This window comes from Planctomycetaceae bacterium (assembly GCA_041398825.1).
GTDB lineage: Bacteria > Planctomycetota > Planctomycetia > Planctomycetales > Planctomycetaceae > F1-80-MAGs062.
Genome location: JAWKTX010000028.1, coordinates 1 through 13,519, shown reverse-complemented (window position 1 = coordinate 13,519; position 13,519 = coordinate 1). Strand labels below are relative to the sequence as shown.

The window sequence follows — 13,519 nt, the reverse complement described above, 5'->3', positions numbered from 1 at the left end:
TTCCAGTCCTCCTGCGTGCTTGTCCCGGTTTTTCGACGGACAGCTAGCTTCGTGCGGAAGGGCTGCCGGCCCACCCGGATAGTTGACCCCATGATCATTTTGTGCATGCTCCAGTGCAGTCAGCACATCTGGTTTTTATTTGAGCTGGAAGTACTTGTTGGGTCGAGACCATCGGATGCGAGCAAGAAGAACGTCGCCTGTGTTTCCTTTGGCTCTGATCCACTCACCCACGGTAATCCATGACTCATGCGGACCAGCATTTGTCACATGAAAGTTGCCCATCAAAGCAACCTGCTCCGGAGCCTGGATTCCATCACCTGCCAACGGGAGCAAAATCTGTTCCGTGGATCTGATCAGGCACCGCCTCTTCGTATCAACCTCGGCAACCCAAAGAGGCGATCTCCAGCGTATGACGTTGATATTTGATTCGTCTTTTCGAGTGTAGACCAGATACAACCCATCGCTGTGCGTGAGCCAGTGTTGTTGAGTTGTTGACATTTCGATGGTTGTTCCGTCATCCCAGCTCCAGGCTTGTTTCTCATCCCAGTGCAATCCGTCATTGCTTGTGGAAACGTAGCCATGGTTGTCTTCGGCTCTCATTGTGATCCAGAACTGATTTCTAAATTTTGTGACGCTTGGTTCCAGCAATCCTCGTCCATGCGGATTGGCCATTGGCGGTCCCACATCGCGAATTCTCAGTTCCTGTCCGTCGTAGCTGGCACGCACCCCTGCAACAAGTCGCTCTGTTTCCTGAGGCCCAAACGTGAGCGACATTTGAATGTCGCCATTGGGTAATGTGATGCGCTGGCCACAGTTATTGGTGTAAATATAAGCTCCGCGGGGATCATCCCATTCAAGAATACGCCGGGAAGACCAGGTTCCATCCGATGATCGGGTCGCGTAAACGGGAAACCTTGGAAGCTGCTCCTTTCGGGCGAAGTAATCCCCTTTGTAAAAAACCACATGACCAAGCGCGAGGACCGTGTCTGATTCCGGATGATACTCCGGAACGACATCGCAAACACCTGCTGTGAGTCCGTCTGTTCGCCCCGCTACGACTTCCCGGGCGAATGCAGAAATCGGTTCAGGTTGACTCCATGTGCGTCCAAAGTTCCGCGACATGGACCAGTGCACTGTTCCAAAGTAATCGGAGCCACCGATCTCCTGCAGCGTCATCAATGCCAAAGGCTCGCCATTTCCCTGGGGGAGCATGCAAACTCGAGGGTGAAACCAGGTGGTGCCACTGCCATCACGGTTGCTGAAGACAACCTCCCGGGAAATGGACTGGATCAGGGGCGATGCTTCATCCGCCCGAATGCCGGGATGATTCACCAGAGTTATCAGTAAGCAGGTGGTCCGCAGAGCTTGAAGAGTCCTGAAATTCACGGTACTCGTTCCTTTGATTAGTGCCTGGCATTTGCAGGAAGACATTCGCAGGAGAATTGTGTGATACAGTCCCACAACAAAAAAGCCCGAGGCAGGCTGCTTCGGGCTTTTGTGTGGTGTTAGCGTAAGGTTAGAGACGCTGACAGGAAACTAGTCGATGACTTTTTTACCGACCCAGGGTTGAAGAACCGCAGGGACTGCGATTGTACCGTCTGATTGCTGGTAGTTTTCCATGATGGCGATGATGGCACGGGCGCAGGAGATGGCCGTACCGTTCAATGTGTGAACGAATTGCGTTCCTTTCTTTTCCGGGCTGCGATAACGGATCCCCAGTCGACGTGCCTGATAGTCGGTACAGTTTGATGCCGACGTGACTTCACCGAATTCGCCAGCTTCTCCGCGCCCTGGCATCCAGGCTTCCAGGTCAAACTTGCGATAGGCGGGGCCGCCGAGGTCACCGGTTGCTGTGTCGATCAGGCGGTAACAGATGCCGAGTTCCTGAAAGATTTCTTCTTCGATCGCGACGATTTCCTGATGTAGTGCATCTGATGCAGCCACGTCGCCGGCTGTGAATCCAAACATCTCCACCTTGGTGAATTGGTGGACGCGATAGATGCCACGTGTTGCGCGACCATGCGCGCCGGCTTCCGTTCGGAAACAGTGGGACAGGCCGCAGCACTTGATTGGCAAATCAGCCAGATCAATGGTCTGATCCTTTAGTGCGCCGCCGAGAGTAATTTCGGCGGTGGCAACCAGGCTCAGGTCGGAGTCTGCGACAGAATAGATCTGAGTTTCGTCACCACGCGGATTGAACCCAATGCCTTCAAGAACAGAATCCCGGGCCAGATCCGGTGTCGTATACAGCGTGAATCCTTTGCTGCGCAACTTGGTTAATGCGAACTGAACGAGCGCCATTTCCAGCATGACGGCATCGTTCTTGAGGTAGTAAAAACCGTGTCCGGCAACACGCGCACCAGCTTCGAAGTCAATGAGATCGAGCTTTGCTGCCAGATCGAAGTGATCGAGTGGCTTGAAATCGAATTCTGGTTTGCTGCCTACAATACGCAGCTCTCGCGCGTCGTCTTCCCCTCCGAGAGGAGCGTCCGGGTGTGTCATGTTCGGAACGCGTGACTGTTCTGAACGAAGTTGTTCTTCGACCAGTTTCTGCTTTTCTTCAGCAGAAGCAACCTGCTCACGCAGCTGCTTGCCTTTTTCAATCAGCGCGGGGCGTTCTTCGGCGGATGCTTTGGGAATCTGAGCAGAGAGCTCTTTCTGCTGGCGCCGCAGCTCATCGCCATGGGTGATCAGCGAACTGCGTTCATCACGCAGCCGAACGATGGACGCGATGTCCACCTGAACTCCACGGTTCTGACAATTCTGCTCAACCTCATCGCGATGATCGCAGATGAACTGCAGATCCAGCATGTTAGCACTCCTTCAGCCGACGTTGTTTATGTTTGGGTTCATGGAATTATTGAGTGGTTCGGACCCACTGGAGATCGGTCCGGCAGCGTTGGCACTGCAGACAAATCCTTGTCTGGTTTTTGTCTCGTCCACTGATTGGGCGATACTCCGGACATTGGAAGACTGATGGCAGAGATTCGGAATCAGCTTGTTTTTACACCACCGAGTTTCTGCCACAACCAAGCGCTCGACAGTACGCCGCGCTCGAAATCTGCGACGTGGATATGTTCATCCGGACTATGCAGATTATCTGTATTGCGGCCCCATCCGAGCAGAAGAGTATCGATTCCCAGAATCTGTTTGAAGCTGAGTACCACCGGAATCGATCCCCCCTCACGAATGAAAACAGGCGGCTGCCCAAACGCTTCAGCAACGGCTTCGCCTGCCGCTGAAATCCATGGGCTGGTCGGATCAAACACAAAGGCTTCGCAGCCGTGGAACGGAAGAAACTGGAAACCAATGCCAGCAGGACACTGATCGCGGAGGTATAGCTCCAGTGATTTCAGAACCTTCTCAGGCTTCATTCCCGGAACGAGACGGCACGTGATTTTTGCCATTGCAGCCGATGGGATAATTGTCTTGGGGCCTTCACCCGAATAACCACTGACGATGCCGTTAATGTCGCAGGTCGGCCGTGTCCACCGTCGTTCAAGAGTTGAAAATCCCTGTTCGCCGAATGTTGCACTGGATCCGGTTTCACTGAGGAAAACACTTTCTTCGAATGGAAGTTTTGCAAATTGCCGGCGTTCTTCGTCCGACAACGGAATGACATCGTCGTAAAAGCCTGGAATCCGGATGCGTCCATCATCTCCGACAAGTGTCCCGCACATTCGAGCCAGTGCGTTTGCCGGGTTTGCAATACTGCCACCGTAGATTCCGCTGTGCAGATCCTTCGATGGTCCGGTGAGACGTACTTCCGCCGCGATGATTCCTCGTAGTCCGTAGGTAATCGCCGGGATTCCATCACCATACTGGCTGGTGTCGCTGACAACGCATACGTCTGCCTTCAGGCGATCTGCATTTTCTTTGAGGAAGTGGTCCAGGTTCTCGCCGCCCACTTCTTCTTCACCCTCAATCACGAATTTCAAATTGACGGGCAGGCTGCCGCGAATCTGCATCCAGGCTTCGATGGACTTCAAATGAGTAAAAACCTGACCCTTGTCGTCAGTGGCACCGCGGGCAAAGATCTTTCCATCGCGAATCTGTGGTTCAAAGGGCGGAGTCGTCCAGAGAGTGAGCGGATCCGGAGGTTGCACGTCGTAGTGACCATAGACCAGCACTGTCGGAAGTGCTGGATCCTGAACACGCTCTCCGTAAACGATTGGGTGTCCGTCAGTCGCGATCACTTCTGCGCTCAGACCCGCACGTTCCATTGCATCCCGTACCCACTCCGCACAACGCCTGACATCGCCAGCATAGGCCGAATCTGCACTGACACTCGGGATGCGCAGAAATTCGAACAACTGATCCAGTGTCTGGGGCTTCTGCGAATCAATATGTTTGAGAATGTCCTGCATTGTAATGTTGCTTTCTCTCCATGAACTCCGGGGCAGTCTGTATCAGGACAGTAATGTATCAGATCCCCGGAATGCGTGAATCGACTGCCATTCCCACTTCACTCAGTGCAGGGATGCAGGTCCAGGTCTGACGGGCTGATTGACTGCAGGGCGTGGCGGGCGATGCCCCGTGCCGGTTTCACCTACCTGATTCCACGTATGCGGAACGCGCGGGTCGTTCGGGTGCTGGTCTTCCCGCGGAAAGATTGAGGGAATTCCTGTCGCAAAGTGGGCAAGAGCGCGAAGCAGGCGATCGATTATCCGGTTCCCAGATGAACAGGTAGATGTAGCGGGTTACCAGCATGCATTTTGGTAATGAGCGGTTTCGGCGGTGTCGGTGGGAAAAGCGATCAGAAGTTCGCGGTACTACCCATGGTAAGATCAGAACTCTTCCATTCCATCGAAAAACTGTGGACTCTGATCAAATGTTGGTGACCTATACATCTAGCGGGGGCTGCGGAGTAGTGAGTATGCAGGCCGACTCATATTTCGTTTCACGTGAGTGGAGAAATCTATTTCGTTTTGATCACGACGTAAGTGATTTGACCTCAGAGGTACCTGACGCACCATGACGATCGATCTTTCACGATGTTTGAAATTGCCAACGCTGCCTACGATCGCAATCGAGGTCTTACGATTGTTTGATGATCCGGACAGTTCGATTGACCAGATTGCTTCGGTCATTCGTAAAGATCCGGCTATTTCAACCCGGCTGCTGAAGGCGGCTAATTCTTCTCAATACGGAAATATGGGCGACGTGAGCGATGTTAAGCGCGCCACGACGTTGCTGGGGCGGAACAGTGTTGCACCATTAGTTCTCAGCTTCTCCCTTGCTCGACAGTCAATCGAGCCCGGTGAACATGCGTCATACTTCAAACAGTTCTGGTTGCGATCCTTCGTTCAGGCGACGGCATCGGAAATGTTGGGGAGTTATTTTGGATCGCCGAAACTCAAATCGGAATGCTACACAACGAGTTTGCTATCCGGTGTTGGTAAGCTGGCCATGTTACGAGCTGAACCAGCTCGCTATGTGCCGCTACTGGATAAAGCTGCCGACGAAGGAGTACCGCTTACTGCACTGGAGTTGGCAGAGTTTGGACTCACTCACCACAAGATGTCGTCGGTGATGCTGGGCCAGATTGGCCTGCCCGTTCGTTGTGTGTCCGCAATTCTGGCGATTGATCAGACGCCCGACAGTCCGGAACCGGCTGATTCAGACAGTCGTCTGGTAAAAATCACCCGGACAGCGAATGCCATTGCATCTTTGCTCTGTGACAAGAGTCAGGGAGTATCAATTGTTGAGCTCGAGGAGTGTCTCGACGACCTCGCTCTTCCAGTGGAGATGACATCGGAAGACTTGCTTCAGATGATCCAGGATCGCATTGAAGCTACTGCCGATCTTTTTGAGGTCGATCCGCGAAAGGTGCCGCCTGTCGCGGATATTCTTCAGGAAGCACTGGATCAACTCTCTCGGATATCGTCGATGGCAACGGAGCCAGAGGCCAATGAGAAAGTGCCGGACCAATTGCTCGAAGAAAACGGTATGTTGAAGCGTCGGGTTGCGGATCTGCTTCGAGCATCGCGAATCGATGTACTCACGGGCGTATACAATCGAGGCTATCTGGTGGCTCAGATGAAAGAGAGAGCTGCAGTTCATCGATTGAGAGGCCATTCTTTTGGGATGGGTGTTGTTGACATCGATCACTTCAAGAAAATCAATGATACATACGGCCATCAGGCAGGCGATCAGGTCCTGAAACTGGTTGCTGAGGCCCTTCAGCATTGCCTGCGCGATGTCGATTTGCTGGGTAGATATGGCGGTGAGGAGTTTGTCGTCCTGCTGGATAATGTCAGTCCCCATGTCATAAATCTGATTGGGGAACGAATGAGGAAAACGGTCGAACAACTGCCTGTTCACATTGGCACCGCGACCATTCCGGTGACGATCAGCGTTGGGTTATGTGAAGCGACGGTCAATGAAGACCCGGCTGAATTTACGGAACGCCTGTTTGCGGCGGCCGATGCAGCGATGTACGACGCAAAACGGTCCGGGCGAAATCGATTCTGTGTCGCGGAGTTCGATGATGGACTTGCGCTGAGTTCGAAGGACGAGTTGCGGCCCCGAACAGCAATGGTCGCTTCCTCACCATCAAACAATTAAGGTTCAAATCGGGCGATAACCTAACCTGACAGCCTGTTGAACAACGGGACTGGCTCGAGCAGGAGACCTGAAGACACGACGGTTTCCAGTCGTCCTGCGTGCCTGTGCCGATTTTTTCAACTGACGGCTGAAAGTAGATGCGATTTGCAGTCGCCAATGGCATTGGCATTCGCCGGTTTCCAGGACTGCAAGTGCTTTTAGGTCTGCCAGCAACTTCGTGTTGCTTTTCTCCATTCGGCTCTCAGCAAGACGTGTGAATCTCTGTTCTGACGAACGCGGTAATACCAGACTCTGGTTCTGGTATTGCCGCGTTTATGGTTTTGGTGCGCTGTGAGTTCGTGTTCATGTTTTCGGACACATTTTCTGAAGGATGTCGGCTACGAAATGCACGTTAGTCCTGAAAAACAGGACGCGAATGGCATGCATGAACTAGGGTTAGATAATACATCGCCGAGCGCATTCTGTGTCGGCGGTGCTTATGCATCAAAAGTCCGGATCAGGAAACTGCGAGAGCAATCATGGCTGGTACATCCACAGGCAGTGAGTCCGCAAACAAAGCTCCCCGACAGCAGGAAATGCGAGGGGATGCCCCTGAGTATAGTGTGCGGGTGAAGACAGAAGCGGATTGGATCTACATCGCAGAATTTCGGACGTGGGAAGAGGCAATTTCGCTTGCTGAATCTGCGGCAGAACGCTCTCATCTCGTAACGCAGGTTCGGCGCTGTGGTACGGTCGTCCGTGAATTGCAACCGGTTTCAGTCGTCTCTGGTGAGTAGGGTACCGGAACGGAGTGCCTATTTGCCAATGCAGAAGCTGCTGAAGATATGATCGAGGATGTCGTCCGTGTAAACGTCCCCCAGAATCATTCCAACTGCATGCAGGCAGTGTCGAATTTCAACGGAGATGAGTTCATCGCCGGCCCCTGACTGGGTCGCATGGATCGCTGTTTTAAGCGCGGTTGCAGCATTGTGAAGTGAATCACGGCATCTGGAGGCTGTGCTTCCAAGCAACTCGCCGCGGGACGAGGTTGCTGAAAGCAGTTGGCTCTCAACTGCATCAACAAGTTGACGTTCCCCCCTGCCCTCAGCAACGCTGATTTCCAGCCGGGGCGTGCAGGGCGCTGATTCAAAAGATTTCGTTCCGGAGTTTCGATCGACCTGGGTCCATACATGCAGTACCGGCACCGGATGAGCGTCCAGCTGTTGACGCAGCAACGTGTCCAGTTCGAGCTCCTGTGGAGAAATATCCGCTCGTGTGCACCAGACGATCAGGTCCGCAGATTCGATTTGCTGACCCCGTTTTTGCTGTGCCGTTTGCATGATCGTATCGACGCTGACTTCCCAGCCTGCGGTGTCGATCAAATCAACGGGGGTCTTTCCGAGTATCACGCTGGCCAGAAGGTAGTCCCGAGTGGTTCCGGCGATCGGAGATACAATGGCTTTCTGGCTGCCAGCCAGATGATTGAACAGCGTACTCTTACCTGCGTTTGGGATCCCGGCCAGCAGGACCCGCCGACGGTAGCCGGAGGGGAGTCGATTGCTGGAGTCCTTTGAGAGAGTTTGAATCACATCGAGTGCGGATGCGAGTCGCTCAAGGATCTGACTGCAGGTGATGAATTCAATGTCCTCCTCAACAAAATCAAGTCCTGCTTCAAGATCTCCGAGCAGTTGAATCAGATTCTGCCGCACTGATGAAAGACGCTTGGTAATTCCTCCACCAAGTTGGGTGAGCGCCTGCTGGAGTTCAGCGTGATCTGTTGCATCGATCACACCTAACACGGCTTCGGCCTGTATCAGGTCAATTCTTCCGGCCAGGAATGCACGCATAGTGAATTCACCTCGCCCGGCCATTCTCGCACCAAGACGCAGTTTATCCTCCAACACGGCATCCATGAGTGGTGTCGCTCCTGGAAGGTGCAGTTCGGCCATCGGCTGGCCAGTGAAACTTCGCCTCGTCGGCCAGACCATGGCGGAGCATGGAATCGCGTGCCCCAGTGCGTCGATTCGCAGAAATCCTTCCAGTCGATAGGGTAGTACATGTTTCTCCGCTCCAATACCATCCCCGTGACGCCCAGCCACGCCGCCGTTGTCGCGGATCGTGAATCCTGAAAGTGCGAGCGTGATTGCCTGGTCGCCACTGATTCGAATGATGCCCCGTTTGGCGGCACCAGGTGGGCTGGCGATGGCTGCGATGGTATCATCGAGAAGGAGTGGCATTGAAAATCGGCGGGCAAAAGGCGGACACAGTTCCTGGTGGCAGCGAGTTGGCCCATGATAACGTAGCTTCCTCAACAGTGCATCCTGTCGCGAAGGCCTCTTTCGATCGCCGGGATGATGGCCTGCCATCGAATTGATATGCTGCTTGTTGGTAGGTTGAAGATGCCAAAACCGGTGATTCGGTCACCACAGCGGTTCGGCAAATCCGTGAGAGCCAGTCAGTAAGACAGTGATGCAGGCGGGACGAATGCAGAAAATCTTGTTGCAAATTGTGACGATTGTTACAACAGCCGTGGCCATTTCGCGGGCTGATGCCAAAGACGCCCCCGATTTCGCGCGGGATATTCGCCCGATCCGCAGCAATGCCTGCTTTCATTGCCACGGTCCAGACGATTTGACGCGTGAAGCGGACCTCCGACTGGACACACAAAATGGACTCTTTCAGCAACGCGATGGATATTCCATTGTGAACCCTGGTGATGTCGATGGCAGTGAGTTGATCCAGCGGATTCTGTCGCATGATGCTGATTTACAAATGCCTCCTGCAGACGCGAAGAAGCAACTGACGGATCAGCAGAAACAACTGCTGGTTCAATGGGTTCAGTCCGGCGCGAACTGGTCACAGCATTGGGCATTTATTGCACCGGTCAAACCACCCGTTCCTGAAGACGCGTTCGGGAAATCTGACGGGAATGAGATCGATCGCTTCCTGCATCAAACGCAAGCGAGAAACGGGGTCGAGCCCTCGGGAGAAGCTGACGTCATGTCGCTGATCCGGCGCGTTTGGCTCGATCTCATCGGTCTGCCGCCGACTGTTCAGGAAGCCGATGAGTGGGCTGGTCGCCTCGTTTCCGCAGAAGCATCTCAAGTCGATGAACTTGCCTGGCGTCAGCTGATTGACAACTTGCAGTCTCGCCCGGAATATGGCGAACGATGGGCTCGTCGATGGCTGGACCTGGCCCGCTACGCAGACACGAATGGCTACGAAAAAGATCGACCCCGTTCCATCTGGCCTTATCGTGACTGGGTCATTGATGCGATCAATACTGACATGCCGTTCGATCAGTTTACGATTGAACAGCTGGCCGGTGACATGCTTCCCAATGCAACGACATCGCAAAAAATTGCCACCGGTTTTCATCGAAATACGATGCTCAACGAAGAAGGGGGCATCGATCCACTGGAGTTTCGATTCCATGCAATGACGGATCGCGTTGCCACCACAGGAACGACGTGGTTTGGACTCACGCTTCAATGCGCCCAGTGCCATACCCACAAGTACGATCCAATCACCCACTCGGACTATTATCGGCTGATGGCGTTTCTGAACAATGCTGATGAGCCATCGCTGGAACTGGCCGATGCCTCTCTGGACGACGAGTGGAAAAAACGTATTGCAAAAGCGAAAGAATTAACTCGGAATCTTGCCGACAAATGGCCGGTGGTCTCGAGTGTGTCGATCCCGGCAACGTTGATAAAAGCTGATGCGCTGGGTGCTTCTCAAGCAGATTCCGGGATCAATTCGCCGGACATTTCTCCTGATGATGCTTCCCCACAGTCGGGACCAGCCTCGATTCGACAACTTGATGACAGTTGGCTGTCGCCTGCCCCTTCTCATTTACCCGATCGACCGACCTATGTCGTCCGGCTGACTCCGGAGACAATTGATTTCGACACAGTGAATTTGCACTTCCGAACACGGGGCCGCCGTCCGGGCCCGGGCAATTCCTCCGGCGGCAATTTTGTATTAAGTGAAATCAAGGTTCAGGCAAAGCTGATCACTGCAACATCACAGCTCGACCAGCCGAAAGACAACAATGTCCGTTTAATTGAACTTCCGATTGAATCCGCCACGTCGACGGTCGAACAGTCTGGTTATGAGCTCGCACGTTCATTCGATGGTGATTCATCCACTGGTTGGGGGCTTCATGGACCGAAGGGAATTCCGAAAGACGTTGAAGCGTCGTTTCGATTAAAGCAGTCCGCTGTCAGCGAAGTTCGACAGTTGGCCGTGGGGCAGGACGCTCAGCTACAGCTTGTGGTTTCACTGTCTCAACAGCATGGTAGTTCACATTCGATCGGCGATTTTCAGATCGATCTGGCGCGACAATTGTCAGCAGATGAAATTGAGCAGCGTCGTCAGGCATCCATCCAGACGTCGTATGACGACTGGCTGAAGGAGGCCAGAGCCAATGCAGTGAGCTGGGCAATCCTCCATCCTACCTCTGCAACCTCCAATCTGCCCATATTGACGATCGAATCAGACGATTCCATCTTCGCGTCCGGCGATACGGCGAAGCGAGACGACTATCAAATCACACTGGCTCCTGCAGACCATGTCGTGACTGCAATTCGGCTCGAGGCGTTACCGGATGAACGTTTACCAAATCGAGGTCCCGGCTCGACGTACTACGAGGGAACTCTGGGTGATTTTTTTCTGACCGAGTTCGAAGTCTTTTCGGCTAACGGAAAACACTCCATTGAAGACGCCAGTGAAACCTATGCCCAGAATCGTTTTGGCAACAATCCGGCCACTGCAAAGGAAGCCATTGATGGGGATATTCAGACCGGCTGGTCTGTGCACGGCAGGCAGGGAGAGAGGCATGTCGCCGTTTTTCAGTTGAAGGAGCCGATCGAGGCAGGTCAACCGATCCGTATCCAAATGTCATTCGGTCGGCACTTCGCCAGTTCTCTGGGACGCTTCCGGTTTTCAGGTTGTCAGTCGCAACATGGTCCCAAAGCGACCGACTACGCCTCAGACATTGAGGAGCTTTTGCGAGCCCCTTTGAGTGATCTGAGCGTGGAGGACCAGAACCGTCTGTTTCAGCAGTTCCTGTTCGATTCGCCGAAACTGCGCGAGCCAGTGGAACAGATTCGGAATCTGCAACGGCGTCCGGATTCGATGTCGACTCTTGTGTTCAGCGAACGCCCGGAGAATCATCCTCGACCCACATTTCGTCATCATCGCGGAGAGTATTTACAACCGGAAGAATCGGTCACGCCGGGCACGCCAGACGTTCTGCATTCCTGGCCGGTCGACCAGCCTGCGAACCGGCTCGAGTTTGCTCGGTGGATCGTTCGTGCTGAGAATCCCCTGACATCGCGAGTGGTTGTTAATCGCCACTGGGCTACCTTCTTCGGTCGCGGCATCGTAGAGACTGTCGATGACTTTGGATTGCAGGGATCGCCTCCGGATCACCCTGAACTTCTGGATTGGCTTGCGGTTACATTTGTGCAGGATGATGCATGGTCGATCAAGTCATTGCATCGGAGGATTGTCAGCAGCTCCACTTACAGGCAGGCCTCAGTATACAGGCACGACGCAGCAGTGAGCGATCCGCAAAATCGATTGTTGACCTATATGCCCCGGCTGAGGCTGGAGGCGGAGATTATTCGTGACTCTGTGTTGAGCGCTTCCGGGGTTCTTTCACTGAAAAAAGGAGGGCCGCCCGTTATGCCTCTGCAGCCGGCGGGCATAACAGAAGTGGCTTTTGGCAGCCCGAAATGGAATGTCAGTGGAGGAGAAGATCGCTATCGACGAAGTATTTACACCATGATCAAACGCACGGCACCATTCGCAATGGTGACGACCTTCGATGGCCCTGGTGGTGAATCCTGCATCGCTCAGCGAGACCGATCAAATACTCCTCTGCAGGCACTGACATTGATGAATGATGTCATGTTTGTGGATCTTGCAAAGCACGCTGCCGTTCATCTTCTGGCGGATCTTCCTGCCACTGAGAGTCATCCGGACCTCGATTCAATTCGACTGGAAATGCTCTTCCGACGAGTACTGACGCGCGTTCCGGAGAAATCTGAGTTGGCGGACCTCAATCTCTTCCTGCAGAAGCAGCGGGAGCGATTTCAGTCTAACGGGCAGCAGGTCGATGATCTGCTGGGGCGTTCAGGTGAAATCCCGGCCGCCGTTGACCATACGGAAGTTGCTGCCTGGATGACTATTGCAAGGGCCTTGTTTGCGGTCGATGAATTTGTCACTCGACCGTAGTTGGTTGGTACGTCGTGTGGGAACTGAAGGCGGTTCAACTGTGCGGCAGATTCGTCTGAATCTCAAAACTGAATCTCAGGACCTTCGTCAATTATCGCGAGACTTGTCCCTCACATTTGACTGAAACGGGGTTTGACATTTTCGCCGGCAACCCGGTTTCCACAAGCCCGTTTGTAGATGTGAATCTGCAATCAGGCGGCAGGACTGGTTGGGTCAATGTTTCCGCCCGAGATAATAACGGCAACGTGCCTGCCCAAAAAAAGTTCGCGATGCTGCATGATGGCAGCCAATGGGACTGCACCGGATGGTTCCGCCACCACTCGCAATTCTCTTTTGATCGTTTGCGTAGCGGTAATAATGGAAGTTTCGTCCACCAGAAGGACATCATCGACCAGTGAATGAATGATTGGGAATGTCAGCTGACCAAGAGGTGTTCGCAATCCGTCGGCAATCGTGTCGAATCGGTCATTCAGCTCGATTCGACCAGACTTCATTCCTCGAGCACAGTCATTCGCCCATTCGGGTTCTGCGGCATAGACTGCGACATCAGGCCGCAGTGTTTTGATGACGGTCAACGTTCCTGAAAGTAGCCCCCCGCCTCCAACAGGACAGATGACGGCATCGATGCGATTCAGTTGTGACAGAAGTTCAAGAGCGACAGTGCCCTGCCCTGCGATCACATCGGGATTATCAAAAGGGTGAATCAAAGTGGCTCCTGTCTTTTTCAGGA

At 53.5% G+C, this 13,519-nt stretch carries 8 protein-coding genes; 3 read left to right on the top strand and 5 right to left on the bottom strand.

The features are described from left to right. Nucleotides 1-135: 135 nt before the first annotated feature. The 3 genes from R3C20_26005 to R3C20_25995 all read right to left on the bottom strand — a co-directional run bounded on the left by R3C20_26005 (nucleotide 136) and on the right by R3C20_25995 (nucleotide 4,367). Nucleotides 136-1,386 carry a sialidase family protein gene (locus R3C20_26005; protein MEZ6043961.1) on the bottom strand — a complete coding sequence of 417 codons (1,251 nt, stop codon included), beginning with the start codon at nucleotides 1,384-1,386 and terminating at the stop codon, nucleotides 136-138. 150 nt (nucleotides 1,387-1,536) lie between these two features. Further along, on the bottom strand, nucleotides 1,537-2,811 hold the full coding sequence (gene serS / locus R3C20_26000) for a serine--tRNA ligase (GenBank protein ID MEZ6043960.1): 1,275 nt from the start codon (nucleotides 2,809-2,811) through the stop codon (nucleotides 1,537-1,539). 182 nt (nucleotides 2,812-2,993) lie between these two features. Then, the gene (locus R3C20_25995; protein MEZ6043959.1) at nucleotides 2,994-4,367 is read right to left on the bottom strand and encodes a dipeptidase; all 1,374 of its coding nucleotides are present in this window, start codon (nucleotides 4,365-4,367) and stop codon (nucleotides 2,994-2,996) included. A 607-nt stretch (nucleotides 4,368-4,974) separates the two neighbouring features. Between R3C20_25995 and R3C20_25990 the strand changes: the two genes are divergently transcribed. Both R3C20_25990 and R3C20_25985 read left to right on the top strand, forming a co-directional pair. Then, nucleotides 4,975-6,567: a diguanylate cyclase gene (locus tag R3C20_25990; protein MEZ6043958.1), complete on the top strand. Its 1,593-nt coding sequence runs from the start codon at nucleotides 4,975-4,977 to the stop codon at nucleotides 6,565-6,567. Nucleotides 6,568-7,085: 518 nt separating this feature from the next. Continuing rightward, complete coding sequence (locus tag R3C20_25985) at nucleotides 7,086-7,343, top strand: hypothetical protein (GenBank protein ID MEZ6043957.1); 258 nt, start codon at nucleotides 7,086-7,088, stop codon at nucleotides 7,341-7,343. An 18-nt stretch (nucleotides 7,344-7,361) separates the two neighbouring features. Here R3C20_25985 and R3C20_25980 read toward each other — a convergent pair whose 3' ends face one another. Further along, complete coding sequence (locus R3C20_25980) at nucleotides 7,362-8,783, bottom strand: tRNA modification GTPase (GenBank protein MEZ6043956.1); 1,422 nt, start codon at nucleotides 8,781-8,783, stop codon at nucleotides 7,362-7,364. A 247-nt stretch (nucleotides 8,784-9,030) separates the two neighbouring features. Between R3C20_25980 and R3C20_25975 the strand changes: the two genes are divergently transcribed. Next, a complete protein-coding gene (locus R3C20_25975; GenBank protein MEZ6043955.1) occupies nucleotides 9,031-12,789 on the top strand; it encodes a PSD1 and planctomycete cytochrome C domain-containing protein in 3,759 nt (1,252 codons plus the stop codon). A 191-nt stretch (nucleotides 12,790-12,980) separates the two neighbouring features. Here R3C20_25975 and R3C20_25970 read toward each other — a convergent pair. Then, a partial coding sequence (locus tag R3C20_25970) for a pyridoxal-phosphate dependent enzyme (GenBank protein MEZ6043954.1) occupies nucleotides 12,981-13,519 on the bottom strand: 539 nt, incomplete at its 5' end.